21 protein-coding genes are annotated in these 25,076 nt (G+C 28.6%); 20 read left to right on the forward strand and 1 reads right to left on the reverse strand.

The genetic code is table 11. The features are described from left to right. Nucleotides 1-2: 2 nt before the first annotated feature. The 3 genes from gmhA (at nucleotide 3) to BQ5344_RS05515 (ending at nucleotide 2,478) form a co-directional block, all read left to right on the forward strand. Nucleotides 3-587, forward strand: a complete 585-nt coding sequence (gene gmhA / locus BQ5344_RS05505; RefSeq protein WP_071124490.1) for a D-sedoheptulose 7-phosphate isomerase — start codon at nucleotides 3-5, stop codon at nucleotides 585-587. Between the two features lie 35 nt (nucleotides 588-622). Beyond that, nucleotides 623-1,978: an MATE family efflux transporter gene (locus BQ5344_RS05510; RefSeq protein ID WP_071124491.1), complete on the forward strand. Its 1,356-nt coding sequence runs from the start codon at nucleotides 623-625 to the stop codon at nucleotides 1,976-1,978. Between the two features lie 164 nt (nucleotides 1,979-2,142). Further along, entirely contained in the window at nucleotides 2,143-2,478 is a 336-nt protein-coding gene (locus BQ5344_RS05515) for an MliC family protein (protein WP_036070413.1), read from the forward strand. 109 nt (nucleotides 2,479-2,587) lie between these two features. On the opposite strand, the gene BQ5344_RS05520 is transcribed toward BQ5344_RS05515, so the two are convergent. Further along, nucleotides 2,588-3,508, reverse strand: coding sequence for a cation diffusion facilitator family transporter (locus tag BQ5344_RS05520; protein ID WP_071124492.1), 921 nt, complete (start codon nucleotides 3,506-3,508; stop codon nucleotides 2,588-2,590). A 261-nt stretch (nucleotides 3,509-3,769) separates the two neighbouring features. On the opposite strand from BQ5344_RS05520, the gene BQ5344_RS05525 reads away from it, so the two are divergent. The 17 genes from BQ5344_RS05525 (at nucleotide 3,770) to BQ5344_RS05610 (ending at nucleotide 25,070) form a co-directional block, all read left to right on the forward strand. Next, nucleotides 3,770-4,600 carry a tetratricopeptide repeat protein gene (locus BQ5344_RS05525; RefSeq protein WP_071124493.1) on the forward strand — a complete coding sequence of 277 codons (831 nt, stop codon included), beginning with the start codon at nucleotides 3,770-3,772 and terminating at the stop codon, nucleotides 4,598-4,600. Nucleotides 4,601-4,618: 18 nt separating this feature from the next. Then, a complete protein-coding gene (locus BQ5344_RS05530) occupies nucleotides 4,619-5,572 on the forward strand; it encodes a DUF4037 domain-containing protein (protein WP_071125488.1) in 954 nt (317 codons plus the stop codon). A 67-nt stretch (nucleotides 5,573-5,639) separates the two neighbouring features. Beyond that, nucleotides 5,640-6,263, forward strand: coding sequence for a DUF4125 family protein (locus BQ5344_RS05535; protein WP_071124494.1), 624 nt, complete (start codon nucleotides 5,640-5,642; stop codon nucleotides 6,261-6,263). 183 nt (nucleotides 6,264-6,446) lie between these two features. Beyond that, on the forward strand, nucleotides 6,447-6,938 hold the full coding sequence (locus tag BQ5344_RS05540; RefSeq protein WP_071124495.1) for a hypothetical protein: 492 nt from the start codon (nucleotides 6,447-6,449) through the stop codon (nucleotides 6,936-6,938). Between the two features lie 153 nt (nucleotides 6,939-7,091). Beyond that, complete coding sequence (locus BQ5344_RS05545; RefSeq protein WP_021768397.1) at nucleotides 7,092-7,637, forward strand: type II secretion system protein; 546 nt, start codon at nucleotides 7,092-7,094, stop codon at nucleotides 7,635-7,637. Then, nucleotides 7,638-9,245 carry a ComEC/Rec2 family competence protein gene (locus BQ5344_RS05550; RefSeq protein WP_071124496.1) on the forward strand — a complete coding sequence of 536 codons (1,608 nt, stop codon included), beginning with the start codon at nucleotides 7,638-7,640 and terminating at the stop codon, nucleotides 9,243-9,245. It abuts the gene before it with no gap. Between the two features lie 140 nt (nucleotides 9,246-9,385). Further along, the gene (locus tag BQ5344_RS05555) at nucleotides 9,386-9,721 is read left to right on the forward strand and encodes a zinc ribbon domain-containing protein YjdM (RefSeq protein ID WP_071124497.1); all 336 of its coding nucleotides are present in this window, start codon (nucleotides 9,386-9,388) and stop codon (nucleotides 9,719-9,721) included. Nucleotides 9,722-10,381: 660 nt separating this feature from the next. Continuing rightward, nucleotides 10,382-11,263 carry a GTPase Era gene (era, locus tag BQ5344_RS05560; RefSeq protein WP_021768394.1) on the forward strand — a complete coding sequence of 294 codons (882 nt, stop codon included), beginning with the start codon at nucleotides 10,382-10,384 and terminating at the stop codon, nucleotides 11,261-11,263. Nucleotides 11,264-11,590: 327 nt separating this feature from the next. Beyond that, nucleotides 11,591-13,564 carry an excinuclease ABC subunit UvrB gene (gene uvrB, locus BQ5344_RS05565; RefSeq protein WP_071124498.1) on the forward strand — a complete coding sequence of 658 codons (1,974 nt, stop codon included), beginning with the start codon at nucleotides 11,591-11,593 and terminating at the stop codon, nucleotides 13,562-13,564. 700 nt (nucleotides 13,565-14,264) lie between these two features. Continuing rightward, entirely contained in the window at nucleotides 14,265-15,911 is a 1,647-nt protein-coding gene (gene sppA / locus BQ5344_RS05575; RefSeq protein ID WP_071124500.1) for a signal peptide peptidase SppA, read from the forward strand. A gap of 388 nt (nucleotides 15,912-16,299) precedes the next feature. Next, nucleotides 16,300-17,511: a Fic family protein gene (locus BQ5344_RS05580; protein ID WP_071124501.1), complete on the forward strand. Its 1,212-nt coding sequence runs from the start codon at nucleotides 16,300-16,302 to the stop codon at nucleotides 17,509-17,511. A gap of 75 nt (nucleotides 17,512-17,586) precedes the next feature. Beyond that, on the forward strand, nucleotides 17,587-17,940 hold the full coding sequence (locus BQ5344_RS05585; RefSeq protein ID WP_071124502.1) for an arsenate reductase family protein: 354 nt from the start codon (nucleotides 17,587-17,589) through the stop codon (nucleotides 17,938-17,940). 333 nt (nucleotides 17,941-18,273) lie between these two features. Continuing rightward, the gene (rplS, locus tag BQ5344_RS05590; RefSeq protein ID WP_021768283.1) at nucleotides 18,274-18,624 is read left to right on the forward strand and encodes a 50S ribosomal protein L19; all 351 of its coding nucleotides are present in this window, start codon (nucleotides 18,274-18,276) and stop codon (nucleotides 18,622-18,624) included. A gap of 252 nt (nucleotides 18,625-18,876) precedes the next feature. Then, nucleotides 18,877-20,559 (forward strand): signal peptidase I, encoded by a 1,683-nt coding sequence (lepB, locus tag BQ5344_RS05595; RefSeq protein WP_071124503.1) that lies wholly within the window; start codon nucleotides 18,877-18,879, stop codon nucleotides 20,557-20,559. Nucleotides 20,560-20,640: 81 nt separating this feature from the next. After that, nucleotides 20,641-21,195, forward strand: a complete 555-nt coding sequence (locus tag BQ5344_RS05600) for a GNAT family N-acetyltransferase (protein ID WP_071124504.1) — start codon at nucleotides 20,641-20,643, stop codon at nucleotides 21,193-21,195. Nucleotides 21,196-21,225: 30 nt separating this feature from the next. After that, nucleotides 21,226-24,753 (forward strand): SNF2-related protein, encoded by a 3,528-nt coding sequence (locus BQ5344_RS05605; protein WP_071124505.1) that lies wholly within the window; start codon nucleotides 21,226-21,228, stop codon nucleotides 24,751-24,753. A gap of 95 nt (nucleotides 24,754-24,848) precedes the next feature. Further along, nucleotides 24,849-25,070, forward strand: a complete 222-nt coding sequence (locus tag BQ5344_RS05610; protein ID WP_026748316.1) for an acyl carrier protein — start codon at nucleotides 24,849-24,851, stop codon at nucleotides 25,068-25,070. Nucleotides 25,071-25,076: the final 6 nt, after the last annotated feature.

Here is a 25,076-nt window from a genome sequence, read left to right on the forward strand (position 1 = left end):
TTATGTTAAAAGAAGATATCAGAAATTCTTATTTAACAGCTTTTGAAACTATGAAGACTTTTGTGGAAAATGAGGAAAATATTGAAAAAACAGAAAAAATTGCACAGGAGTTGGCACAAGCGTATAAAAATGGTAAAAAATCGCTTATCGCAGGAAATGGTGGAAGTAACTGTGATGCAATGCACTTTGCTGAAGAATTTACAGGAAGATTTAGAAATGATAGAAAAGCATTGCCGTCTATAAGTATTAGTGATTCTTCGCATATTACATGCGTTGGAAACGACTATGGATTTGACTTTATTTTTGCAAAAGGCGTGGAAGCGTTTGGGCAAGAAGGTGATTTTTTCTTTGGAATTTCAACTTCGGGAAATTCTAAAAATATAATTGAAGCTGTAAAATCAGCAAAAGAAAGAAATTTAAAAACAGTGGCATTACTTGGAAAAGATGGTGGAAAATTGAAGGGAGTATGTGACTATGAATTCATAATTCCTGGAGAAACATCAGACAGGATTCAGGAAGTTCACATGATGATTTTACACATTATAATTGAAGGTGTAGAAAGAATTTTATTTCCTGAAAATTATTAGAAATAACAATGCTTTTTGTAAATTCAAGGAGGAAGATGAAAAAAAGTGTAAATATAGAAAAAACTAGAAACTGGGAATATCTGAAATTAGCATTTGGATTTACATTGTCAACGCTGACAGTTCCTTTGCTAAATTCTGTTGACACAGCAGTTGTAGGAAATCTTTCAAATCCAGTCTTTATAGGTGGAGTAACACTTGGAGGAACGATTTTTAATACAATTTATTGGCTTTTTGGTTTTTTACGTGTCAGCACATCGGGATATTCTGCAAAAGCTTTTGGAGAAAGCAACAGAAGGGAAGAAATTACAGTTCTAGTACGTCCAGTGTTAATTTCCGTTTTATTGGGAATTTTCTTTGTTTTGTTTCAAAAACCTATTTTATGGGGATTTACACATTTTTTTGATGCTGGCAAGGAAATTACGAAATATATAGCAGTCTATTTTAATATTTTGATATGGGGAGCACCGTTCGTGCTCCTAAATTATACATTTTTAGGCTGGATAATGGGACGTAAGGAAATAAAAAAATGCCTGATTTTGCAGCTTATGACAAATTTTGTAAATATTGCTCTAGACTTATATTTTGTAAAAGTTCTGAAAATGGATGTTGCAGGAGTGGCGGTTGCTACTTTAATTTCTCAAATAACAACAACTCTTTTATCAGTTTTTATTATTTTAAAGACTTTTTCATTAAAGGAAATTTTACATAATATAAATTTAAAAGAAATTTTTGACAAAGCTGAAGTAAAAAAAGTTGGAGCGGTAAATTTGGATTTAGTATTAAGAACAGTATGTCTTTTAGTAACAACAAATTTATTTTTGGAAAAAGCTGCACACAATGGAAAAATCATATTGGCTGCAAATTCCATATTATTTCAGGTTCAGTATCTGATGTCATACATTTTTGACGGCTTTGCCAATGCTTCAAGCGTATTTTCAGGTATAGCAGTGGGAGAGAAAGATTTTAAAAAACTAAAATGGGTAATGAGAAAATCAATTCATTTTTGCATTATAATCTCAGCCTTTTTGAGTACAGCATTTATTTTAGGTGGCGAAAAACTGTTATTATTTTACACAAAGAATGCAGAAGTTATAAACACTGCAAACCAATATAAAATGTGGATAGTTATATTTCCAATAGTTGTAAGTTTTGGATTAGTAATTTATGGAAATTTTACAGGAGCAACAGAAACAACATACATAAGAAATTCAATGCTACAATCATTAGTAATTTTCCTGATATTGTATTTTACAGTGCTACCAGCATATCAAAATCATGGATTATGGTTATCTTTCATCGTTTTTTCATTAGCAAGATCATTATTTTTAATGAGATATGTTAAAAAATTTTTGGAAAAATATAAATCGGAATTAAATGTAAAACATCTATAAATAGACATATCTAGCTAGGTTTTACAATTGCAGGTTAAAAAGATTTGGATATAAGGAATTTTATTATGATTTCATTTTAAATAAATAGCTTTTTATAAGGAATTTAACAGTTTTATATGGTACATTACTGTTGAAACAAAATTTAAAGAAAAGGAATGATGAAGATGAAATTAATGAAAAAATCTATGTTGGTATTGTCTGTAATGACATTAATTGGAGGAATGAGTTTTGCTGCAACAGCTAAGAAAAGACCCGCTGCAAGAAAGGTAGCTTCAGAATCATATACTTGCGGTTCTGAAAGAATAACAGTTTCTTATCCAGCAACAAATGCTGCTAGAGTAGTGACTAAAGCAGGGAATGTTTATAATCTTAAAGTAGCAGTATCAGGTAGTGGATCAAGATATGTTTCTAAAAATGGAAATGTAGAATTCTTCAAAGGTGGAAAAGATGCTATTTATAGAGGACCTAATGGCATTGAAAAATCTTGCACAAGAAGATAACAAAATTTATTCTTAATTAATTGAAAAACATAGCTGACAGATTAGAAGAAAGTCTGAAGGCTATGTTTTTTCTTTTTTAGTTTAATTTCAGGCAATATTAAAAGAAGAACTAAAGATGTGGATTTATTTCAGGATTTTCAATTTGAACTGTCACATGCTCTATTCCGTATTCATTTTTTAGAAGTTTTACAACATTATTTACAATCTCGTAATCATTTACACCATCGTACTCATCAAGTAAAATATGAAATGAGATACTTATATTTTCTTCAGAAATATTCCATAAATGGAATTCATGAATATCCTTTATTTTATCAATTGTTAAAATTTTAGCATAAATTTCGTCGATATCTAAATCGCTGGGAACAGCTTCCATTAAAATAAAAAACGCCTCTTTTGCAATTTTTAATCCGCCAGTAAAAATAACAACGCTTATAATCACACTTATTATTATGTCAAAAATAACAAGATTAGTTAATTTCAAAATAATCGCAGCAATTATTACTCCAACAGAATTTAATGTATCACCTAAAAAATGCCACAAAGCACTTTTTACATTAAGATTATTTTCTTTTTTCAAACTTCTCATAAGTACAAACATAAGTATTATATTAACCAAAAGTCCGATTACTGCAATTGTAAACATTGTAAAAAAATCAACATGTTCTGGATTGAAAAGCCGTTTTACAGCCTCAATAACTATTCCAACCGAAATTATCATAAGAGCCAGTCCATTTATGAATGCAGAAATTATCTCAATTCTTAAAAATCCATAAGTAAAATTCTTGTTTGGCTTTTTGGATGAATAAAATACTGCTATAATGCTGAATAAAAGTGCAACGACATCTGAAAACATGTGAAATGAATCTGAAATAAGTGCAAGCGAACCACTAAATATCCCGCCAAATAATTCAACTAAAGCAAAAAACAGCGTCAGCAAAATTGAAGTTATCAAAGTTTTCTTTGATTGTGCCTGATATTTATAATGCTTTATATGATGGTACTTAAAATCAATTTTTTCTTTATTCATTTTATCTTTCCTTCTTTCCTCTAAAAATATTTAATCTATTTTAATTATATAATAGGAGTTTTTTCATTTCAACAACATAATTTTATTTTATAGTAAAACTATTTTGAAATCTTAAAATTATTTTTAATACTGTTGCAGATTGTAATTTTGTATGGTAAACTTTTGTTATAAATAATAAATTTAAAATTGAAATGTATTCAAATTATATTTTTGTAATACTAAAGTTAAGCAATAAATTCTAAGATAAAGGAGAAATACAAAATGTCAAATATATTTGAAAAAAAAGTTAGAATAAATGAATTGACAAACTTGAGAAAAGAACTTATGCAACAGGGGAATGTTGTGGAAGAGGTTAAAGTATTAAAGGAGTTAGCAGAACTTACAGAAGATGTTTTTGGTGAGGAAAGTGATGAAAATATTAAAATTTTGAATGAAGTTGGGGGAACTCTTAAATATGTTGGAGAGTTTGATACGGCAAAAGATGCTTTGCTGAAGGCACAAGGCTTTATTGAGAAAAAGTATGGCAAAGATAGTATTCCGTATGCGACTTGCAGCCTGAACCTAGCTGAAGTTTACAGGTTTATGAAAAAATATGATGAAACTGAAGATATGTACCTTAATACTATGAAAATTTATGAAAGTAATAATTTGCAGAATGACTATGTTTATGCGAGCGTGTGCAATAATTTGGCTTTATTTTATCAGGAGCTTGAAAGATATGAGGAAGCGATTGAATTGCAGGAAAAAAGTCTGGAAGTATTGGAAAAAGTTGGAGAAAATCCTATTCAGTATGCAATTACGCTAAGTAACCTTGTACAGCCTTACTTGAAAGTAAAAAATAAAGAAAAAGCAGAAGAATACTTGCAAAAATCACTGAAACTAATCGAAAAGGAAGTTGGAAAAACTCATAACTTGTATGCAGCAGTCCTTAACAATATGGCAACTTTTTATTTTGCAGAAAATGAATATGAGAAAGCATTAGAATTATTTGAGGAAAGTGCTGAAATTTGTGAAAAGACGTTTGGTAAAGAAAGCAATAATTACAAAAATATTTTGGAAAATATTGAAGTTGTGAAGGAAAAAATGGTTTAGATGGAAGAAGGAGAAAAAATGGATTCAAATAAAATAAAAGGACTGGAACTTTCTAAAAAATATTTTGAAAAAGTTTATCTTCCAGTTATAAAAAGTGAATTTCCAGAAGTTTTTGAAAAAATGGCGGCTGGACTTGCGGGGGAAGGTTCGGAGTGTTTTGGGTTTGATGATGAGATTTCACAGGATCATGATTTTGGGCCGTCCTGCTGTATTTGGCTAAGTTCAGAAGATTATGAAAAATATGGACTAAATTTGCAAAAAAGGCTTAATGAATTGCCAAAGGAATTTTTGGGATTTAGAGCATTGAATGTGAGCGAGTTTGGAGATGGACGGCGTGGTATCCTTAATATGGAAGACTGGTTTTTCAAGTTTTTGGGAGATGTAAAGGCACCTGATAATTTGTATGATTGGCGATTAATCCCAGAAGAATTGCTAGCAACGGCGGTTAATGGAGAAATTTTTATGGATAATTCAGGACAATTTACAAAAATTAGAAATGATTTAGAAAAATATTTTCCAGAAGATATACGGCTTAACAAAATTGCCACAAGATGTATGAAAATGGCACAATCTGGGCAGTATAACTATTTACGGTGCATGAAAAGGAATGAAATTGTGGCAGCAAGGCTTGCGGAAACTGAGTTTATAAATGAGGCGATACATATGATTTTTTTATTAAATAAAAAATATAAACTTTTTTACAAATGGATGCCAAGAGCTTTAAAAAATTTGAAAATTTTGGGAGAAAAAACTTATTTTCTAACTGAAGAACTGGTAAAATTGCCAACTGGTGCGATTAATCGAAAATTTCAAATTATTGAAGAAATAAGTGCCGATGTAATTTCGGAAATGAAAAATCAAGATATTGTTCCAAGACAATTAACAAGTGACTTTTTACAGGATTATGGACTTTTTGTGCAAAATAAAATAGAAGATGAGAAATTAAGAAACTGGAATCCTGCCATGGATTAAAATATAAAATTTAAAAAACAATCAACAAAATTAAAGAATATTGGATTTTAAAATAGGAGAATCGAAAATGGAAAGAGAAATTAGCAAAAAAGAAAGTTTTATTAGACAAATTTTAAAAAGGGAATGGGAATTTTTTCAAAATGTGCATCATACGGAAGGAAGAGCAGAATGTCAGGATAATCCTCAGGAATTTGAGATTATGAGAAGAAGCCAATGGGAAACATTGCCTGATGAAATTTTGGAAAGTTATCTGGAAGACTTGATTTTAGCAAAACATCGTGGTGAAAACATTGTTCAGGACAAATATGCCAGAATGATGAAATACAGCGTTCCAAAAGAATACGAGATAATCAAGGATTATTTGCCTGAAATCTCGCCCAAAAAAGAAGAGCTGGTACAAAAAATAGTAGAAATTTATTTGCATTGGGAAGAAGAAATAATACAAAAGTATCCAAAAGTTACAGCAAAAGGGCGACCGCTTCATTCTGAATTTGACACACCAAATCATACTTCAATTGAAACTTATTTAAAAGGTGAGTTGTCTTCATATTCAGTGAAAACATTGAAATTATATTACGAGTATATCCAAAGTTGTGTTACAAATAATGTAAACTTGGCAGAAAATAATTTGGAAAACATTGTACTGGAAAAAGGGTATAAGACGATTGATGAAGCAGAGAAAAGTTTATAAAATTTGGAACATAAAGTTGTTTAAAAAATGGAGAATAATTATTTAGTTAAGGAAAAGGGGAAATTTATGAAAGCTGTGTCAGTAAAAGGAATTGTGAGTGTAAATGGGAATTTTTTATTGAGGTAGAATGAAAGGAACGAATATGAACTGCTGGGAGGAAAGCTGGAAAAAAGTGATAGTGATTTGGAAAGCAGATTAAAACAAGAGTTTTTGGAAGAATCAGAAATAAAAGTGGATGTGGAAAAAGGATTGGAACCTTGTTTTTTAAGTGTGAATAATAAAAAAATATTGATTGTTCCTTATATTTGTAAGATAAAATTTATTCCAGATATTTTGTTTGATGAAGATGGCGGAAAATTATTTTGGATAAACAAAGCAGAATTGGAAAATTTAAATATGCCAACAAGTTATCTTGATTCAATTAATCAGGTTTCTCCAAGAGATTCGGAAATAAAAATAAATGGAATAAAACATTTTTATGAAGATTATCAGTTTTCCATTTTTGTCAGAATTTTAAATCAAAATTGTGAAGTGATAGAAATAGTAGAAGTTGAAAATCAAATACTTTTTGAGATAAAACAAAAATATGAAATTAAAAAAAATAGTAAATTAGTATTTAATAATTGTATTGTAGAAGGAAACAATCTGTATATTGATTATAGTTATGAGATATAAAATTGTGGAAAAAGTTTCTTATTCATCGAATGAGGAATTTTTTTGTAAATATATTTTAAAAAGAAATAATTTGATTTTTTCAAAAAATGATGTATAATAATATTAATTAAAAATTAAATTTTATATAAAAATAATTTTTTAAAAGGGGGAAAAATGAGAATAAAGGGGAATAACAATGGTTTTACACTCATTGAGGTTTTGTTATACATTTCAATTATGGCAGTTTTGTTTACGGTGGTTTCTGTGAATTTGCAGAAACAGAGGCAGAATCAGGAGTTTGCAATTCAAAAGAGAAATATCAGCCAGTTTATTAGAAAAATTCAGCAGTATGCACAGCACAACAGGAAGGAATATGTGCTGGATTTTAAAATATCTGAAAAGATAGCTTATTTTTTGGATGAGAAAAATGGGCAGAAGGATATTATCGATAAAATGGAGATTTCTAACAGCTTATCTTATATGACAAATAATTCTAATAAAAATGCTGATTTTAGAAGACGTACCACAAATGAAGGGAATTTTGAAAAAGGATTTTCCGTTTATTTGCTGGATAAAAAGGGAGAAAAAATTTATTACAGGATTTCTACAAACACAATAAATGCGGCGAAATATCCGATTATAAGTATTTACAGGGCTAAAAAGCCAATTAATCTTTCGGATGACTATTCAAAGGCTAACTTGTGGGAGGAGGAAATTTAAATGAAAAATGGGGGAAATGTTGAGAATAATACAGCAACTAGACAAAACAGTAAAAAAAGAGATTTTGAGAATATAAGATTTCGTAAAATTGTGAAAAAAACGAATAGAAAAGAAAATTTTAAAAATTATGGGAATACAAAAATAAATAAAAATAGCGGAAGTAATGAAACTCAAGAAAATGTAACTAAATTTGAAAATAAGGAATTTGACAAATATATTTTGGAAATGCAGAAATTCAGAGAAAAAGAAGCTAGAAAAAAGTATATAAAATCTGAACTTTCACGCAGGAAACAAAATTTAGTAAGGTTTTTTAATATAGAAATAGGAATTGAAGAAGTGAAAAGAACTTGGCAATTTGGGATTTTAATTTTGGTAGGAATTTTTTTGTTTGTGTTTTATCTGAATTTTGTTACTTTTAAGGGGGAACTTTCTGGTGAAAAGACTCTTTATGTGAAAATTGACGGAAATCGTGGAAGTGTTTTGAAGGTTAATAACAAATATTTGAAAAGTCAAGCGAGCATTGAAAATAAGAAGGGGCTTGAATATGGATTTTATCTTATGCGGTACAAAATTAGAAAAGTTGTAAATAAAAATGGCAATATTAAGCTTGAAGGGAAAGTATTAGGATATAAAGAATCACGATTAAATGAAGTTCGTAAATATATTTTGGAGATTTTTGATAATTTGTTTATAACAGAAGAAAATTTGTATGCTTTTTCACGTGCTGCAGTTTTGGGAGAAAAGGCAGAGGTTTCTAAGGATATGAAGGATAAGTTTAAATATACAGGACTGGCTCATTTGATTGTAATTTCTGGAACTCATATTAGTCTTGTTGTTATTGGAATTGTGAAAATTTTGGACGGGCTGTTGCTAGGGTACAGGTTTAAGTATTTGATGGCACTTGTGGCACTTACTTTTTACTGTGCATTAATTGGATTCTCGCCAGGAATTTTGCGTGCCTATATTATGGGAGCAATGATGATTTTGGCAAGGATTTTATTTGAGCAGGAAGACAGTAAAAAATCTCTTTTGGTGTCATTTATTGTTATAATTGTGCTAAATCCATATTCACTTTTTGATATTTCTATGCAACTTTCATATGCAGCTGTTATAGCAATAATTTTTGTCAATCCTGAATTTAAGAAATTTTATGAAAAAAAGATTTTGGATAAAATAAAAAACGAAGTATTGAAAAATACTGTAGATTTGATATTTTTAAGTTTAACAATACAAATTACGAGTATTCCTTTATTTTTGTATTATTTTGAAAAACTGCCATTATTTTCATTTTTACTAAACATTGTGGGAATACCGATTGGAACTGTTGTTATACAATGTTTATTTTTTGCAGTGCTTTTAAATATTTTTAAATTATCTTTATTTAATGGAATAGTAGTTTTTATTACAGAAGTTATTTTTAAGGCTTTTGAAGGATTCATTTACGCTGGAAGCAAAATTCCACTTTTACAAATTAGTATCAATGGAAAAGTACCGTTGTGGACGGTTTTTGCATATTATGGAATGTTATTTTTTATAACATTTTTTGTAATGCCGTTGTTTACTGTAAAAATTGATATGTATTCAAGTTCTTTTAATACTAAGCAATAAAATAATTATAGAAATAGATTTGAGAATGTTATTAGCAGTATAAATGAAAATTATGATAATAAACATATTTTATAAGTTCCTGTTTCGTGGTATAATGATATGATAAAAAAATAATAAAATTTGAAAGGGAGAGATAGAATATGAGTTTACCAAATTGTCCAAAATGCGGATCAGTATATGTTTATGAGGATGGAAATATGCTGGTTTGCCCAGAATGCTTTTATGAATGGGCTGAAAATGGGGAAGAAAGCAGTGAGGAAAATGTTGTAAAAGATTCAAACGGAAATATTTTGCAGGATGGAGACAGCGTTACAATTATTAAGGATTTGAAAGTAAAAGGTGCATCATCAGACTTGAAGAGAGGGACAAAAGTTAAAAATATAAGATTAATTGACGATGGGATTCATAACATTGATTGTAAAATAGATGGTTTTGGTGCAATGAAACTGAAATCGGAATTTGTTAAAAAAATATAAAAAATAGATTTTTTAATAAATTACTTTATAAGTTTTTTCTTTAAATATTCAACAAAGTAATTTTCATAAGTTTAGATTATTTTAGTTTTTTTATTTTATGTTTATTTAAGCAGGGAGATCAGACGCCATCTCCCTGCACCCACGCTTAACGCAAAACTTTCTTATAAAAGAAAAATAGAACTCGCTTTTGAATTTATATTATTCTAATACAAACAACTTTGTACAACTTAAAATTGTTCCAAAAGCTCAAACAGCTATTTTTCTTCTAACGAAATTTTGCTTATTAAAGTTTTTACAGATTATTTTGAATAATTATAATTTCCTAATCAAAATAATTGTTATAATTAAATTAAAAATACTTAGACAAGCTGGGATTGGTGCGTAGCACTTTTGCCTATATCTAAAAATATTGTAATTTGAAGAAATTAAAATAACTAATATTGCGAAATAAAAGAGGATGGTGTCTGCTCCCTTTTATGTATAAAAAAATATATATAAATTATAGAAAAAATATTTATTAACAACAAATTATTTTATCCAAAAAAACTGTTATTTAGATAAAAATTACTTAGTTAAACATTTAAGAATTGAATTTATAACATAAATTGTTAAATAAATTTATTATCATAATTAAATTAAAAAAATAGAATTGGAGAAAGAATGAAGTCAGGATTTATAACAATTGTTGGGCGTCCAAATGTTGGGAAGTCCACGCTTATGAATAAGCTTGTGAAAGAAAAAGTTGCGATTGTGTCGGATAAGGCTGGGACGACTAGAGATCAGATAAAGGGAATTGTAAATATTAATGAAGATCAGTTTATATTTGTGGATACGCCAGGGATTCACAAACCTAAACATTTGCTTGGGGAACACATGACTAATGTGGCACTAGAAGCACTAGAAAATGTTGATTTGATAATGTTTATGCTGGATGGGACACAGGAAATTTCAACTGGGGATATGTTTGTTAATGAAAATGTGAGAAGTGTAAAGACACCAATTGTACTTGTTATTAACAAAATTGATAAAATGTCGGATGAGGAAATTGAGGAAAAGAAAAAGGAAATTCGTGAAAAATTGGGAGAATTTGATGAGATAATAACTCTTACGGCGGAATATGCGATTGGGATTCATAAAATATTTGAAGTTGCTGAGAAATATTTGTCAAATGATGTATGGTTTTATCCAGAAGATTACTATACAGATTTGCCAGTAAATAAAATCGTTGTGGAAACAGTCAGAGAGAAAATTTTACATCATACAAAAGATGAAATTCCACATAGCGTGGCTGTGGAAATTATTAATGTGGAAACAAAGCCTGCGATTAGGAAATATGATATAAATATTTATGTTGAAAGAGATAGCCAAAAAGGAATTATTATTGGAAAAGATGGAACTATGCTTAAGAAAATTGGGATAGAGGCTAGACGTGAGATTGAGCATTTAATTGATTTGAAGGTTAATTTAAAATTGTGGGTAAAAGTTAAGAAAAAATGGAGAAAGAATAAGAAATTTCTTGATGAAATGGGTTATGGGAAATAATTTTATTTTTAGGTTATATTAAATAATTATAAAAATTGAATAATAACAATCTTTATATTAAACCCTATTTAAAAATAGGAATAAATTTTTATAATAAGGTTGTTTGATAGCTAATTCATAATCATTCAACTAAATTGCTTTTTATCCTTTGTTAGAAAAGATTGTAATAAATTCGTTATTTAAATGGGGGTTAGTATTACTATAGCAGGGGTTTGTCAGAAAATAATAAAAAATAAAAAAATAAAAAATGAAAAATTGTATTATTTGAAAGTTTATAAACTTTTATAAATAACCAAAAGATTTGTATTGAAAGGAAGAAAAATAGAGATGGATTTTAAGATACATTCAAAATTTAAGCCTACTGGAGACCAGCCTCAGGCTATTAAAAAGATTGTGGAAAACTTGGAAGATGGGATTACAGATCAGATTTTGCTTGGGGTTACGGGATCGGGAAAGACATTTACAGTTGCGAATGTTATTGAGAAAATAAATCGTCCAGCTTTGATAATGGCACCAAATAAGACGCTTGCAGCACAGCTTTACAATGAATACAAGCAGTTTTTTCCTGAAAATGCTGTTGAATATTTTGTGTCTTATTACGATTATTACCAGCCTGAAGCGTATATTATGCAGACTGACACGTATATTGAAAAGGACTCTTCAATTAATGATGAAATCGATAAATTACGGCATGCGGCGACAGCGGCACTTTTGAACAGAAGAGATGTTATTATTGTGGCTTCCGTTTCGGCAATTTATGGATTGGGGTCGCCAGAGGCATATAAAAAGAGATCGATTCCGATTGATGTGGAAACAGGGTTTGAAAGAAATGAGCTTATAAAAAGGCTGATTTCACTTAGATATGAGAGAAATGACATTGCATTTGAGCGTGGAAAATTCCGTGTGAAAGGTGATATTCTTGATTTACATCCATCTTATCAAGATACAGGATACCGTTTTGAATTTTTTGGAGATGATTTGGAAAGCATTTCAGAGATTAATACGCTTACTGGACAGAAAATTAGAAATATAAAAAGAATCACAATAATGCCTGCGACTCACTATTTGACAAATGAAGATACAAAAGTGATGTTTGAGTCAATAAAAAAGGAAATGGAAGAAAGAGTGCATTTTTTCCAAAAAGAAGGAAAACTGCTGGAAGCACAGAGAATTGAGCAAAGGACAAAGTATGATTTGGAAATGATTGAGGAAATTGGTTATTGTAAAGGTGTGGAAAACTATTCTAGATATTTGACAGGAAAGAGTGAAGGAGAAGCACCTGATACGTTAATTGACTATTTTCCAGAGGATTTAGTTGTATTTCTGGATGAGTCGCACATTTCAGTTCCTCAGATAAATGGGATGTATAAGGGAGATAGAGCAAGAAAGCAGTCTTTAATTAACAATGGATTCAGGCTTCCAAGTGCTTATGATAACCGTCCGTTGAAATTTGAGGAATTTTTTGAAAAAGTTCCGCAAGCTGTGTATATTTCAGCCACTCCAAGCGATTACGAGCTGGAACATTCAAATGGTGAAGTTGTAGAGCAACTTGTCCGTCCAACAGGAATTGTAGAGCCAAGTATCGACATTCGTGAAACAAAAAATCAAATTGACGACTTGATGGATGAAATAAAAACAAGAACAGCAAGAAAAGAACGAATTTTAGTTACAACTTTGACAAAAAAAATGGCAGAAGAACTGACAGATTACTATTTGGAATACGGAATAAAAGTAAAATATATGCACTCTGACATTGACACGCTAGAAAGAACAGAGATAATAAGAGGCTTGAGAAAAGGTGAATTTGATGTTCTGGTTGGAATAAACTTGCTGCGGGAAGGGCTGGATATTCCAGAAGTCTCATTAGTGGCAATATTGGAAGCAGACAAGGAAGGATATTTGCGTTCCAGAAGATCTTTAATTCAGACAATGGGACGTGCCGCAAGAAACGTAGAAGGACACGTTATCCTATATGCCGACAGAATAACAGGCTCTATGCAGGAAGCCATTGACGAAGTAAACAGACGGCGTGAAGTTCAGGAAAAATACAACTTGGAAAACAACATTAATCCAAAATCAATCGTAAGAGAAATCGCAGAGTCAATCGTAGACTATGAAATTGAAAAAGAAAATGAAGCAAACAAAGCAATTAAACAGTATAAGAGCGAAAAAGACATGGAAAAAGAAATTAAGAAACTCGATAAGCAAATTAAGAAATTGGCTGAAGAGCTTAATTTTGAAGAAGCTATTAAGTTGAGGGATAAAATGAATGAATTGAAAAAGTTGTTAATTGAACTGTAATTTTTTCTTTATTTTTGCAGGATTGCTCATTGCCGCAAATCCTGCACCTATGGCTAGACTACGACTTTTATTCGCCCAACTACGAAACTCCTCCTTTCAGTCGTCAGACAGTCGTAGTTGAACAAATAAAAGCTCCGTCAACTTTTAAATTTAGATTTTAATTATATGGGAATGAATACCTTAATGAAAAATTTATATTAGATTCATTATTTAAATTAGAATTAGTATAAATAAAAAATTATTAATCTAAATATAGTACCATGAAATAAAATTTTTGATAGGAGTAATAAATTGAATAAAAACAAAAAAATAAAATTTCCAAATTGGATGTCGTTGTTTCCGTTTTTTATTTCACAATTAGTATTGTATCCGATAGCTCTGTATACAAGAAATATGATAATAGAAACCAATAGTACTAGTTCAATATTGATATTTATATTTCGTTTTTTTGAATTTCCAATATTTTTTTCAGTAACTTTAATTTTGCCATTAATAGTATTTTTTGTACTTGGAGTAATGTATGATTTTGAAATTAGGATGAAAAATATATTTTATATTTTGGGGAGTTTAATATTGGTGTATATTTTTTTGATATTAATTTTCAATATGAAAGAATTGTTATTGTTAATAGGATGTTGTATTGTATTTGGATTGGGATTGTTAGTGAAATAGTTTAAAAGTAAAAAAGGGAGTTGAGATGATGTTTATTTTGAAAATGCTGTTAGAAATAGTAATAATGCTTATTTTATGTGTAATTTTAAATTTAATTCTTGTGAAGAAGATTCTTAGAGTAAAAAATAAGAAGAAATTGCCTTTAAAAAAGGTAAAAACTGTTGTATTTGATGTCAAGAAATTGAAGGAAGATGTGGCTATGCCAGCATTAAAGGGGAAAGAGAAATTATCGTATTATCAAATATTGCAAGGGTTAAATAATCTTTCAGAAGATAAGAATATAAAAAAAGTGATTGTTGATGTAGATAAGTTAAATTTGACACTTTCACAGCTGGAAGAGATTTCTAAAATTTTTGACAAGATTAGGAAAAATAAGGAAGTAGTGGCAATAGGAACGCTTTTTGAGGAAAGTCGATATAGAAAGGCTTTACTTGCGGATAAGATTTATATGTTTGACACAAGACAGTCAACTCTTATTTTTAGAGGATATTTTCATAAGGAATTTTATTTGAAGTCGTTTCTAGAAAAGTTTGGGATAAAGATGAATGTGCTTCATATTGGTGATTACAAGGTGGCTGGAGAAAAATATAGCCATAACCAAATGTCGGAAGAGAAAAAGGAATCAATTAAAAATATAAAGGATAAAGTTTTTGAAGATTTTGTGGAACTGGTAAAAAGTAAAAGAGGAGTTGACATTGAAAATGAAATATTGAGTGGAAATTTGATTTTTGCTGGAACGAAAAAGGCTTTGGAATATAAATTGATTGACGGTGTTGCTGATTATGATGAAATTGGGATAAATTACAAGGAAGACACCGTTTCGATTGAAGATTACATAGGAATGTTGAAAGAAAAAAAGGAAAAAGCAAAAGATACGATTGCAGCAGTGAACCTTGAAGGTGTTATTGATGTGAAAAATCCTAACAAAAATATTACCTATGATAATGTTTGTGAAAAACTTGAGGAATTAAAAGAAATAAAGAATTTGAAAGGGTTGGTGTTAAGAATAAATTCGCCTGGCGGGAGTGCTTTAGTTTCTGAAAAAATATATAAGAAATTAAAAAAATTGACTGTGCCAATATATGTTTCAATGGGAGATGTCTGTGCAAGCGGTGGTTATTACATTGCTACAACTGGGAAAAAATTATTTGCGAATAACTTTACTTTGACAGGCTCAATCGGTGTTGTTATGATGTATCCTGAAGTTGCAGGAACAATGAAAAAGTTAGACGTTAATTTGGAAGGATTTGGAAAAGGTGCTGGCTTTGATATGCTGAATCCGTTTGAAAAACTAGGAGAAGATTCAAAAGAGAAATTAATCCATAATATGAATGAAGTTTATGGCGAGTTTAAGGAACATGTAATGGTAGCCAGAGGAATGAATGATGAGGAACTTGAAAAAATTGCACAGGGAAGAGTATGGCTTGGAAGTGAAGCCAAAAATATCAATTTAGTTGATGAAATTGGAACTCTTGAAGATTGTATAAAATCAATGGCAAATGATTTGAAACTGGATAAATATAAAGTGCAGATAGTGGAGTTAACACAAACTTTAAAAGAAACTCTGTCAGATATAAAAATGCCGTTTGTATCTGAGGAAATTAGGGAAAAGGTTGAATTTTTGCAAGGAAATATGAATCAAGTTTTGTATTATGAGAGTGATTTTCAACTGTAGGAAGTTTTTCAATTTGGAAAGAAATGAAACTGTTCAGTGATTATATAAATTTTGAAATATAATGAAATAAATATTATTGGAATTAAACTCCTTTGTTAAAGATAAAGTATATTGAATCATTAAACAAGTATAATGAATCAGAAATGCAAATTTTTAATAGGAATTTTTTGAAATCTAGATATTTTTTATATTTTTATTATAAATTTATCCAAAATATCTAAAAAAGACTATATTTTTGATTACGCTAAACTTTATGGATTAAAAAACGAAAAAAATGTAAAATTTTCAATTATAGAAATATAATTTTAGTATTAACTTGAAAAAACTTTATTTTTTTAGAAATATAAGGTATAATATGATAAATATTTAGAAAATAGGAGTTTTTTATATGAATAATTATTTGGAATTGTCAAAATTATACTATCAAAAAGCTAATATTGAAGAAGAATTGAATAAAAGACTTGAAAATCCATGTGTTTATAAAATATCCTTATATATTTCGCCAATTTTACGAGGAGAAAGAGTTTCAGAGGAAGTGGAATTATTTTTTTTGCCAATAAAAAATGTATTAATGTTGCAAGATGAAATAATTCAAAATAGTAGAGATATTTTAAATTTATCTAACGAACTGCCTGAAGTGGCTTTAAATTATTGTATAAGAGAAATTATGGTTAATGAAATAATAAAAAGTAATGGGATTGAAGGAGTTCATACAACAAAAAAAGATGTGTATGATAGCATGAATTCCAATAAAAAATATAGATTTTCAAGAATTATAAAAAAATATAAGCAAATAACAGAAAATAAGATTGAAAAAATTAATTCAGCAGAAGAAATACGAAAAATATACGATGAAGTTTTTAGTGAAGAAATTATGATTAATCCAGAGAATCAATTAGATGGAAAATTATTTAGAAAAGGATTGGTTTATGTTACAGATTCCAGCATGAAAAATGTTCATTTGGGAGATTCAAATGAAGAACTGATACTGAAGCATATTCAAAATCTAATAATATTTATGAATAAAAAAGATATAAATTTCTTGTTAAAAGCCTGCATTACTCATTATTATTTTGAATACATTCATCCGTTTTATGATGGAAATGGACGATTTGGAAGACTGATTTTCTCAATGTACCTGGCAAGAAAATTAGATGTATTTACGGGATTGTCACTATCTTATGCAATTTTTTCTGAAAAGGAAAAATATTCAAAGTTATTTCTGAATACTTCAAATTCTAAAAATTTTGGTGAAATAACATTTTTTCTTATAGGCATGTTGGAACTAATAAAAAAAGGACAAGAAAGTATAATGAAAATGCTGGAAGATAAAATAGAAAAATTGAATTTTTCAAGAAATTATTTGAATAATCTTAATTTAAGCGATTTGGAGAAAAATATAATGTTTGTATATATTCAAAATTATATTTTTTCTAATTCTGATTTAGAAGATAAAGAATTATGTAAAATAATAAATATGAGCAGACCTACACTAAAAAATAATATAGAACAATTAATAAAAAAAGAATACTTGACAAAAATTTCTAAAAAACCAATAACACATGTTTTAAGTGATAAATTACAGAAAGTTATTGACTAAAAAAAATCAGTAAATATTGATTAAATTAATAAAGGTTAGATTTTAAAAATTAAAATTGAAAGAGGAGATAAAAAAATGAACAAAGTATATTGTTACCCAAGATGCACAACTTGTAAAAAGGCTGTGAAATGGCTGGAGGAAAATGGGATTGATCACGAATATAAGAACATTGTGGAAGAAACACCATCGAAGGAAGATATTAAGAAATATTATAAAGAAAGCGGATTGCCGTTAAAAAGATTCTTTAATACAAGCGGGAATGTTTACAAAGAGCTAAACTTAAAGGAAAAATTGGCAGAGATGTCAGAAGATGAACAGTTTGAATTACTTGCAAGCAATGGAATGGTATTGAAAAGACCACTTTTGGTAGGGAAGGATTTTGTGCTGGTTGGATTTAAGGAAGCTGAGTGGATTGAAAAATTGAAATAAACTTAAAATTGCTTAAAATTTATAATTTATAATTTAATATAGATATTTGATAAAAAGATTATAATTTTTGAGTTTGAAATATTTAGATTAAAAAAAGTATTTTAGGAAAAAAGAATATGATTTTAAAAATTTTGAAAAAATTGAAAAAAATTTTATAATTGTATTGAAAATTAATGGAAAATGTGATAAACTTAATAAGTTATTGAATAAAAGGATATTCCGCTTTTATTGTTGCTACCAGTTTTGTAAAGGATTTATAAGCAAGAAAAGTTTTTGAATTGATAAGATTGGTATAGATAGAAAGAATGTCTTAGAAAGAAGGGAGTGAATTTCTTGAAAGAGAAATTAATCGAATTAGTAGAAAAAAATTACTTGAAGGCTGATGTACCTCAATTTAAAGCAGGGGATACAGTTGCAGTTCACTACAAAGTAAAAGAGGGAAACAAAGAAAGAATACAGGTTTTTGAAGGTGTAGTTATCAGAGTTTCTGGTGGAAGTGTTGCTAAAAACTTCACAGTTAGAAAAGTATCTTCAGGAATCGGTGTAGAAAGAATCATTCCTTTAAATTCTCCATTAGTAGAAAAAATCGAAGTTAAGAGAATTGGTAAAGTAAGAAGATCTAAATTATACTACTTGAGAAACTTATCAGGAAAAGCTGCTAGAATTAAAGAAATTAGAAAGTAGCTTCAAGGCTAGCAAAATGCTAGCTTTTTATTTTTTATACAGACTAAAAATTTAATATTTTAATAAAAAAATAAATCTTACTGTATTAAATATATTTTAGGCAAATAAAAATTTAAAAAAAAAATAAAGTTTAATTATGTATAATTCAGTAATTCCTACTTTAAAAGTGAACTTGAATGTTATAATTTTTATTGTTTCAGTTTTAAAGAGAGTTTTAAAATTTAAAAATTACGAATTAGGAGAGGGAAAATTATGAATATGTTATTATGGGGAGCATTTTATATTGTTGCATCGCTATTTCTATTATTTTTCTTTTTTAAAGAAAAGCAGGTTATCCATTGGATAAGAGTGAAAGAGGATGAAATATTGCAAAAAGTCTCACTTGAGAAAAATCAAAAAAATGCTATGATTGGGAATTTGTTAACAGTTGTAGCATTGATTATATCGGCGATATTTTTTGTAATTGTAGATAAAACTGAAGATCCAAATATTTGGATTAAGGTTTGGGGAATTTATGGAGTTTTTGGATTAAATGTTGTATTTTATGTACTTAGAATGCAGCATGAATGGATTTTTTTATTGAATTTAATTATGCTGTTTTTAGGGAAATTGATGTTTAATATTTTAGATACAAATTTTTATATTTATTTGATAATAAATGTTGTAATTTCGTTGATTCTTATTTATTTATTTAAAGATTTATCAAAGGAAAAAGTTACAGAACACTCGATTTTAAAAGAAGCCACACATGATAATAAGAAATTGGAAAAAATATTGACAGAATCAAGAGTAAAACAAGAAAGTACAGAAGAAATATTTAAAAAGATATTTCCAAATGACAATCTTTCAGTAGATGAAAGAATTGCAAAGGAAGAAAGAAAAAGAAGTACATTTGGAAAAGCTTTAACAAGAATTGATAATGCTTTGATTGCTGTTATTCTAGTGGCTGTTATCCAATTGTTTTATATTGGTAATTACGTTATTCCGACAGGTTCAATGGAGCCTACGATTTTAGTGAAAGATAGAGTTTTTACAAATATGGTGAAATATCATTTTTCAAATCCTAAAATTGGACAAATAATTGCATTTAAAGAGCCGATGACTGATAAAGTGATGTATACAAAAAGAATAGTCGGAGAACCAGGAACAACGCTTCAAATTGAAAAAGGTAAAATGAGTATTAATGAATTTGAAATTGCCAATGTTGATAATAAGCCAAGTTATCCAGTTTTTTCAGATGATAATCAACAATATAGGGAAGATTTGAAAAAATATAATCAGGAAGTGAATAAATTTAATTCATATAAAGTTCAGACTGTTGGTGGAGCTATATTGATAAACGATAAAAAATCCGAAGTTTTGGACAAAGTAACACCACAAAAAGCCTACTTGCCAGAAGGACTTCTTATGAACAACAAAATTTATATTCCTAAAAAAGGAGATAAAGTAAAACTAGATAAAATTGTTGCAATTGACAAAATATTTGGAGAAATGAAAGACAAAGATCATACTTTAATTGGGCAAGTAGACTGGGAAAGCTACTATGATGGAAAAGGATTTAAAAATCTGACTGGTAAAGAGTTTTTGGATTTAATAAAAACTGATAAGAATTTTAAAGATATAATCGGAAATGATGATGAATTTAATTCTAACCCAACAAATATATTGACAAATACATATTATACATTTACTTTAAAAGTAGAAGGAAGAGATGAAATGGTTATGCCAATTATGGACTTTAAGTATGATGATGAATTGTTTAAGAGACTGTTGAATGGTGAAACTATAACACTTGATAAGAATTATTATATGGCTATGGGAGATAACACTTCAAACAGTAAAGATACGAGATATTTTGGGCTTGTGGCAGAACCTAGAATTAAAGGTGAATTACTTGTAAGATGGTGGCCGTTGACTAGAATTGGGCTATTATAATTTGAGAGTATTTACAAATGTGTTCGTTTTTAATATTATAAATAAGAGTTTGATAAAGGTAAAGAAAAAATGGAGAATAAAATGGAAAATATTGTCAGTGAATTGGTTAAAATTCATAATGGAAACTTTAAAAATAAAGTTGGGGATAAATATTTTTCTGAAATGATGTTAAGTGAGCAGTATGAGATATACTGCTTATTTAATTATATGAAAGAAAATATTTTTGTGGAGAAATTAAAAAAAGAAGATAAAAATAAAATTTTAGAAAAAAATCAAAAAGAAAAAACAGATTTGGATAAAAATGAAAAATTTGAGAAAAATGTGTTGGGATATGTCGCATTTTATGGTACAATAGAGAGCATAGATATTTTTGAAATTGCAATAAAAAAAGAATATCAGGGGCAATGTTTTGGTGAAAAATTATTAACTGAAAGCATGAGAAATTTACTTAAAAATAATAAAAATTCAAAAATTAAAAATATACATTTTTCTGAAAATAAGTTTTTGCTGGAAGTTAATGAAAATAATATAAAAGCACTAAAACTTTATAAAAAAATTGGATTTGAACAAATTTCTGTAAGAAAAAATTATTATGGGAATAATGAGGATGCGATAATAATGATGAAAATCATTTAGTTTGAGCATAAATAAAAGTAAGGGAGAGAAATGGGACAGAATAGTATTTCATTAGAATTAAAAAAACAGATAACACCAAGTATTTTTGTAATTGGACAGGAATATTATAATAAAAGTTTGGGGAATATAACTGCACTTTTTGCCGATGGGAACTTTATGACGGTAGAAGGTGAGTACAAGGAAAATAGCCTTTGTAAGACATCGATTACGGTGGAGCAGAAAAAAGGGGAATTTGTTGAAGCAGACTGTGATTGCATGTTTTTTAAGAACAATAAGAAAAATTGCTGCAAACACGTTGTAACATTGGGAATGATGGCGGACCATTCAGAAAAAATTTCAAAAGTTATTGGAACTGACGATATTGAAATGATGTTTGAAGATGACTTTGAGGAAGATAATAAAAAATTAGTTAAAATTAAAGAAAAAGAGCAAAAAGCTAAAGCTGAAAAAGTTGCTAAGCAAAATTTAGAAAATGATAAAAAAAATAAATTACGACAAAGCCAAAAATTAAAAGCCGAGAATATAAATATAAAAAAATTAGATAAATCAAATAAAACCTCTGAAAGAATAGAAAATATTAAAAATGAAGAATTGAAGAATTTTGATAAAAAAAGTAAAAGTGTGGAAGTTAAATTTGAAACTATTGAAGGGGATACTGAAAATACTTTAAAAGATAATAGTATAAAAGTCGAAATAGATTTCCAGAATACACAAAAAACTAAAAATAATGAAGAAATAGTGGAAAATCTTGAAAGTGTTTCTGCAAAAATCAATGAAATTTATAATTTACATTTGGAAAATCAAAATATCGAAGCGGAAGAACAGCAGGAAATGCGACTTGAAGTTGAAATTGACGAGGGAAGTTACAGTGACTATAAATATGGATATGACTATAATCAGGAAAATAATGCACGGGGATATATTTTAAGACTAAAAACAGGGCTAAAGAAAACTTACTATGTGAAAGATATTTTAAAATTTATCGAAGCGGTTGTAAAAGACAGAGAATATGAAGTAACTTCTAAAATTACTTATAATCCAAAAACTTATTTTTTCAATGATATAAATAAAAAAATAATTCATGCAATTTACGAATACAGTAAAGAAATTCAAAGCGTAATTGACAGCGGAATTAAGGATAAAAAAGGGCTAAAAGTATATGAAATGCTCTTAAATAGACTGCTTATAGCTATGGAAAAAGGAAAAAGCCTAGTTCTTTTGGGAGAGCAAAAGCAGATAATGAATTCGTATGAACCGTTATTTGTATTGGAAAATGAAAAAATTACAATGAGAAATATCGAAAGAATTTCTGAAAATAGTCCATTTTACACTTTTTCAAACGACACAACGAAAGTTTTTAAAATGGATAAAAATGAAATAAAATTTTTTGAAAAATTTGATTTTTTAGATACGGAACTGTTTAATCAGCTTTCTAGTGATGAAAATCATAAGTTAAAGGCAGTTTTGGGATATGAAAATATTAATGTTGCCGAATATGCTGATGAGGATGGAAATATTGACATTTTTGTTACAGAAACTGATGAAAAGGAACTTGTAAAAATTAACTTGTCAAATACTGTTTGTGCGTTGGAAAAAAATGGGAAATATTTTATTCCCAGAAAAAATGCACAATTATGTGAGGAATTGAAAAAACTTGTGAAAAGTTATTCTTTTATGTATTTGGAGTCGATGGAAGGCAGTTACAATGTAAATTATGAAGGGCTGGGGAAGATTTCCGAATATATTAATAAAAAGTATCCAGATAAGGTAAAAATTCATCTGGATAACAAAATAAAAAATGCACGAAATATAGATGTTCATGTTGGAATAAAAAAGGTGGAAAATAATTTTTTGAATGTTAGCTTTGACATTGAGGGGATAAAAACTGAAGATGTGGAAATTGTGATGGAAGCAATTAAAAATGAACAGAAATATATAACGCTTTCAAGCGGTGAACTTGTAAAAATTGCCAATAAAAGCATTGAAGAACTGGTTGGAATTACAGATTCCATTTCTAATCTGAAAGTTGGAGAAAATAAAATTTCTAAAATAAAAGCTTTACAGCTTGCTCAAATTTCAAAAAATATTCAGGAAGAACTTGTAAAAATGGATGAATTTAAGAATTTGTTCCATAAAATAAAAAATCGACAGGAAATAGAGCCGCATAACATAAATGTACAATTATTTCCGTATCAGAAATTAGGTTTTAATTGGTTGAAAAATATGTATGATATTGGATTTGGAGGAGTTCTAGCTGATGATATGGGGCTTGGGAAGACTTTACAGACAATTTCACTGTTAAATGAGATTTATCAAGAAAACAGAGATTTTTCGGCTTTGATTATTGTGCCGAGTTCACTGCTATATAACTGGAAGGAAGAAATTATCAAGTTTACAGGGATAAGTCCAACTCTAATTGAAGGAACGGCGGCCCAAAGAAAGGAAATTATATCCAAAAAATCAAGAGGATTTATGATAACAACTTATCAGGCTTTGAGAAATGATATTGAAGAATACAAAAGCAGAGATTTTGATGTAGTAGTGCTGGATGAGGCTCAAAATATAAAAACAACAACTTCTCAAATAAAAAAAGCTGTTATGAAAATCAATAGCAAAGTGAATTTTGCATTGACAGGAACACCAGTAGAAAACAATATTTTAGAACTGTGGTCAATTTTTGATTTTGTAATACCGGGATATTTAGATAATTTGACAAAATTTAAAAAAACCTATAAAGAAGCAATTGTAAATCCAAATTCTTCCAAAATACACAATTTACGTGAAATTATTGCTCCATTTTTATTAAGAAGAACAAAAAAAGAAGTGCTCACAGAATTGCCAGATAAAATTGAATCAAATATGGTTGTAACATTGAGCAATGAGCAAAAACAGTTATATATGTCGTACATAAAGAAAGCTAAAAATGAAATGAAGAAATTTAACGAAAATGAAAACAATCGTATGAAAATACTGGCTATATTGACAAAATTACGTCAAATATGTAATTCTCCAACTTTATTTAAAGAAGATTATAAAGGCGAGGTAGCCAAACTGGAAGTATTGCGTGACTTAATGCCAGATATAATTGAAAATGGGCATAGACTATTAATATTTTCACAATTTGTGGGAACTTTAAAGGAAATTGAAAAAGAACTTGAAAATATGGGAATTGAGTATTTTTATATTGATGGAAGTGTGAAATCTAAAGAAAGAGTTGATATTTGTAACAAATTTAACGCTGGAGAGCGACAAGTGGTTCTAATTTCGTTAAAAGCAGGGGGAACAGGACTAAACCTCGTTGGAGCTGATGTTGTGATTCATTATGATCCGTGGTGGAATATTGCTGTGGAAAATCAAGCTAGTGACAGGGCATATAGAATCGGACAGAAAAAAAGCGTGCAAGTTATAAAACTTGTGACAGAAGGTACAATTGAGGAAAAAATTATAAAAATACAGGAAAGTAAACGTAAGTTAAGTGAGAATCTGTTAGAAAATAAAGACGGGGAAAAAGTCTTGTTTGAGATGAGCGATAAGGAATTAATGGAATTGCTTAGTTAAAGTTGAAAATTTTAATTATTAATAAATTTTAGTTGCATTTTTCAAATTCATTTGGTATAATAATTTTAGAAAATAAATATGGAGGTGGCATTATAATGCTAGATAAAATTAAATCAATAGTAGTAGATCAATTAGGTGTAGATGAGGATCAAGTAACAGAAGATGCGTCTTTTGTTGATGATTTAGGAGCTGATTCATTAGATACAGTTGAATTAATCATGGCTTTTGAAGAAGAATTTGACATTGAAATTCCTGATGAAGATGCACAAAAAATTAAAACAGTTAAAGATGTAATTGAATACATCGAATCTAAATAATAGATA

Source organism: Leptotrichia massiliensis, assembly GCF_900104625.1.
GTDB lineage: Bacteria > Fusobacteriota > Fusobacteriia > Fusobacteriales > Leptotrichiaceae > Leptotrichia > Leptotrichia massiliensis.